Source organism: Kitasatospora sp. NPDC007106, assembly GCF_040634455.1.
In the GTDB taxonomy this organism is placed as follows: domain Bacteria; phylum Actinomycetota; class Actinomycetes; order Streptomycetales; family Streptomycetaceae; genus Kitasatospora; species Kitasatospora arboriphila.
The window spans coordinates 1-4942 of the sequence record NZ_JBEYFP010000441.1; the positions used below are offsets into that span (position 1 = coordinate 1).

The window sequence follows — 4942 nt, forward strand, 5'->3', positions numbered from 1 at the left end:
GGAGGGCTACCGCCGGGCGGTGGACGGCTGGGTGGTGGAGCACGGCCTGCCGTTCGCGGCCCGGGCGGTGGTCGAGCTGCTGGAGGTCTACGTGACCTCGGACTCGTCCAACTCGCGCCGGTTCAATCCGCGGGTAGGGACGGCCAAGCACCGGCACCGGGCGTCGGTGGCGCACCGCCCGGCCGTGGACCGCGTCCGTGCCCTGCTGGCGGTCTGCGACGAGGAGACCCACGCCGCCGTGGTCGAGGCCCTGGCCGGCTGCCGGCGGAACCTGCCGCGCCTGGTGGCGGCGGTGTACCTGGTGCCGTCCGAGACGGCCTGGGCCGAGGAGTGCGTCCGCGCGTCCGCGGGGCTCGACACGGCCGCGTGGTCGATGCTGCTCTGCTCGCTCTCCTCGGCCGAGCCGCTCGAAGAGCTGGACCGCCTGCCGGGCCTCGGCTGGGACGGCTGGTCGGCGGAGGTCATCGCCACCGTCGCGGAGGGGCTCGGCGGTGGCGCCGCGCCGCTGCTGCTGCACGCCCTGGCGCACGACTACCTCTACAGCGACCGGCGCAAGCAACTGCTGGCCGCACTCGCCGAGCTGCCGTCCGACGACGCCTTCCGCGGCCTGCTGACCCATCAGGGAGACGACAAGGCGGCCCGCGGGGCCCTGGTGGCGTCGGTCCGCCGCTACCCGCGCCGGGCCGTCCGGCTGCTCTCCGAGGCCGCGGCGACGTCCGCCGATCCGGCCGCCCGGCAGCTCGCCGGCCAGCTCCTCACCGCGCACGTCGCCGCCCACCGTGCGATCGCGCTGGAGCTGCTGCCGGAGCTGACGCCGGAGCAGGCCGCCGTGGTGCAGCCGCTCACCGAGGTGGCCGACCGGGTGCCGGACGTCCCGGTCGCCTCGCTGCCCGAGCTGTTCACCAGCCCGCCGTGGACCCGGCCGCGTTCCACCGCCAAGCCGCGCGTACTGACCGGCCTCACTGCGCCGGACGGACCGCACGCGCCGGACGCGGCAGGCGGGCCGCAGCTGCGCTGGCTGCCGGGCGAGCAGGACGCCTGGGCGATCTCCGAGTCCTGGTACGCGCGCTGGTCGGACGGCGACTGGCAGCGGATCGCCGACACGATGCGGGCCGTGGCGGAGCGGCCCGGCGACCCCCGGCACCACTCCAACCGGCACGAGGAGCTGGGGCTGTTCGCGTACGGCGACGAGGAGCTGGGCCGTCCGCTGATCGCGGGGTGGCGCGGCGGCGAGCACATCTGGGACGCCGTCGGCGCGCTGCGCCGGGTCGCCGCCCGCTTCGGGACGGACGCGCTGGAGCCGATGCTGGCCGCCGCGCAGCACAACCCGGCCGCCCACGCGTCGCTGCTGCTGCCGTACCTGGACGGCCGGGTGGCCGCGACCATGGCGGACTGGCTGGTGCGCCTCAAGTCGGCCGGGGACACCGCCCGTGCCTGGTTCGGCCGGCACGGGCTGGACGCCGCGCGGCTGCTGGTGCCCGCCGCGGTCGGCAAGGTCGGCGTGGCCCGGCGCAGCGCCGAGCACGCCCTGCGGCTGATCACTGCCGCGCACGGCGCCCCGGCGGTGTGCGTGGTGGCCGGTGAGTACGGTCCGGACGCGGCGGAGGTGGTGGGCGTGCTGCTGTCCGCCGACCCGCTGGTGAACGCGCTGCCGGCGAAGCTGCCCCAGCCCGGCGACTGGGCGGAGCCGATGATGCTGCCGCAGCTGCTGGTGCGCGGCGGCGGGGGCGCGCTGCCGCCCGAGGCGGTGCGGCACGTGCTCACCGTGCTGGCGCTGTCCAAGCCGGGGGCGTTCTACCCGGGCCTGGAGCAGGTGGCGGAGGTGTGCGAGCCGGAGTCGCTGACGGCCTTCGCCTGGGCGGTGTTCGAGCAGTGGCGGCTGGCCGGTATGCCGTCGCAGGACGGCTGGGCGCTGCACGTGCTCGGCCGGCTCGGCGACGACGGGACGGTCCGCCGGCTGACGCCGGTGCTCCGGGCGTGGCCGGGCGAGGGGGCGCACCACCGGGCGGTGGACGGTCTGGAGGTGCTGGCCGCGATCGGCAGCGACGTCGCCCTGCTGCACCTGCACGGCATCGCACAGCGGGTGAAGTTCAAGGCGCTCAAGGCCCGGGCGCAGGAGAAGATCGCCGAGGTGGCGGCCGGGCTCGGCCTGTCCGGGGAGCAGCTCTCCGACCGCCTGGTGCCGGACTTCGGGCTGGACGCCGACGGCACCACCGTCGTCGACTACGGCACCCGCACGTTCACCGTCGGCTTCGACGAGCAGCTCAAGCCGTACGTGCTGGACGCGGACGGCGCCCGCCGCAAGGACCTGCCGGTGCCGGGGGCGCGGGACGACGCCGAGGTGGCGCCGGCCGAGCGCAAGCGGTTCGCCGCGTTGAAGAAGGACGTCCGCACGGTGGCGGGGGACCAGATCCGCCGGCTGGAGGACGCGATGGTCACCCGGCGGTCGTGGACGGCGGAGGAGTTCGACCAGCTGTTCGTCGGACATCCGCTGCTGTGGCACCTGGTGCGCCGGCTGGTGTGGCTGGCCGAGGCGGACGGCGCCACGACGGCGTTCCGGGTCGCCGAGGACCGCACCCTGGCGGACGTCCGGGACGAGGTGTTCGTGCTGCCGTCGGGGGCGACCGTCCGGCTGGCCCATCCGCTGCTGCTCGGCGACGACCTCGGCGCCTGGTCGGAGCTGTTCGCCGACTACGAGATCCTGCAGCCGTTCCGTCAGCTCGGCCGGCAGGTGTACGCGCTGAGCGACGAGGAGCGCGCCGGTCACCGGCTGACCCGCTTCGAGAACGGTCCGGTGCTGCCGACCGCCCGGCTGGTCGGCATGGAGCGGCGCGGCTGGCAGCGCGGCGCGCCGCAGGACGCGGGTGTGGAGCGCTGGCTGTCCCGCCGGGTGGGCCCCGACCGCTACGTGGTGCTCGCCCCGGAGCACGGCATCGCGGTCGGCATGCACGACGTGTATCCGGAGCAGCGGGTCGAGACCGTGTGGCTCGACATCCGTCCGGGCGACTACTGGTCCCGCGACCGGACGTTCCCGACCTTCGCCGAACTCGACGCGGTGACCGCCTCCGAGGTGATCGCCGACCTGACCGAGCTGACCACGCCGTGAACCCGCCCGCCGCCACCAAGAGCTGTACCCCCACCGACACCTGCACCGACAGCCGCACGGACCACCCCGGGAAGGCCGCCATGACCACCACCGCCGAGGAGCAGCTCCAGCGGCCGCCCGCCGAGGTCCGGTACGCCGAGGAGCTGGCGGCGCTGCGCGCCGAGGACCGCGACCACCGCCCGCCGGGCTGGGAGCTGAGCCTGCGCGCGGCCCTGCGGTTCGTCGTCGGCGACGCGGCGGCGGGCATCGCCCGCAAGTTCGTCGGCGATCCGGCGCTGGTCGAGCGCGCCCTGGTGACCCTGGCCACCAACCGCGGCCTGCTGCTGGTCGGCGAGCCGGGCACCGCCAAGTCGCTGCTGTCGGAGCTGATCGCGGCGGCGGTCAGCGGCACCTCCCGGCTGACCGTGCAGGGCGGCGCGGCGACCACCGAGGACCAGATCAAGTACTCGTGGAACTACGCCCTGCTGGTCTCCGAAGGGCCGTCCACCCGCTCGCTGGTGCCCGCGCCGATGCTGCGCGGCATGGCCGAGGGCCGGATCGTCCGGTTCGAGGAGATCACCCGCTGCCCGCTGGAGGTGCAGGACTCGCTGCTGTCCCTGCTCTCCGAGCGGGTGGTCGCCGTCCCGGAGCTGGACGGGCCGGAGGGCATGGTCTTCGCCAGGCAGGGCTTCAACGTGATCGCCACCGCCAACACCCGCGACCGCGGCGTGAACGAGATGAGTTCGGCGCTCAAGCGCCGGTTCAACTTCGAGACGGTCTTCCCGATCCCCGACCTGGACACCGAACTCGCCCTGGTCGAGGCCGAGTCCGGGCACCTGCTGCGCCGCTCGGGGGTGGCCGCGGCACCCGACCGGGACCTGCTGGAGGTCCTGGTCACCGCCTTCCGAGAGCTGCGCGCCGCCGAGGGCGGCGACCGCCCGTCCGCGGTGATGAGCACCGCCGAGGCGGTGTCGGTCGCCCACGCGGTCGGGCTGCGCGGCTGGTACCTGCGCGGCGAGCCCGGCAACGCGGCCGACCTGGTCTCCAGCCTGGCCGGCACCGCCGCCAAGGACAGCCCGGAGGACCTGGCCCGGCTGCGCCGCTACCTGGAGCAGCGGGTGCCGCGGCGGCGCGGCCCGCACTGGCAGGCCGTGCACGACGCCCGCCACCTGCTGGCCGGCTGATGCCCGCGGTCTTCCTCGGCGTCCGCCACCACTCGCCCGCCTGCGCGCGCCTGGTGGCGGACACCGTCCGGCGGCTGCGGCCCGCGTACGTGCTGGTCGAGGGCCCGGCCGACCTCAACGGCCGGCTGGACGAGCTGGCCCTCGGCCACGACCTGCCGATCGCCGTGTTCGGCCACTACCGCGACGCCGAACGCACCGCCACCACCTGGGCGCCGCTGTGCGACCACTCGCCCGAGTGGGTGGCGCTGCAGGAGGGCCGGGCGGCAGGCGCGGAGGTGCTGTTCGTCGACCTGCCGTCCTGGCACCCGGCGTTCGCGCTGCGCGCCAACCGGTACGCCGACGCGGAGGCCCGGTACGCCGAGGCCACCGCCCGGCTGTGCGAGCGCTTCGGCACCGGGTCGGTGGACGCCCTGTGGGACGGCCTGTTCGAGGTGGCCCCGCCGGAGGGGCTGGCCGAGCGCCTGGACGCCTACTTCGACCTGGTCCGCGGCGACGCCGAGGCGGACGAGGGCGACCGGGCCCGCGAGGCGTACATGGCCGACTGGGTCCGCGCCGTCCTCGCCGAGGCGGGGACGGCGACCGTGCTGGTCGTCACCGGCGGCTTCCACACACCCGCCCTGCGCACCCTCGCCGCACGGCCCGCCGAGGCGCCCGGCCGGCCCGCGCTGCCCGC

3 protein-coding genes are annotated in these 4942 nt (G+C 75.8%); all 3 read left to right on the forward strand.

The window, feature by feature from the left end; all coding sequences use genetic code 11:
- The coding region (locus ABZ641_RS25625; RefSeq protein ID WP_359985275.1) for a DUF4132 domain-containing protein at positions 1–3106 on the forward strand (3106 nt) is incomplete at its 5' end.
- A gap of 80 nt (positions 3107–3186) precedes the next feature.
- Entirely contained in the window at positions 3187–4269 is a 1083-nt protein-coding gene (locus ABZ641_RS25630; RefSeq protein WP_344626141.1) for an AAA family ATPase, read from the forward strand.
- Positions 4269–4942: DUF5682 family protein (locus ABZ641_RS25635; RefSeq protein ID WP_359985277.1), on the forward strand; the 674-nt coding region annotated here is incomplete at its 3' end. The genes ABZ641_RS25630 and ABZ641_RS25635, both read left to right, overlap by 1 nt.

Bases quoted from the DNA above. Each gene is read 5' to 3' on its own strand.
- ABZ641_RS25630 (WP_344626141.1), top strand. From the start codon at position 3,187: ATGACCACCACCGCCGAGGAGCAGCTCCAGCGGCCGCCCGCCGAGGTC.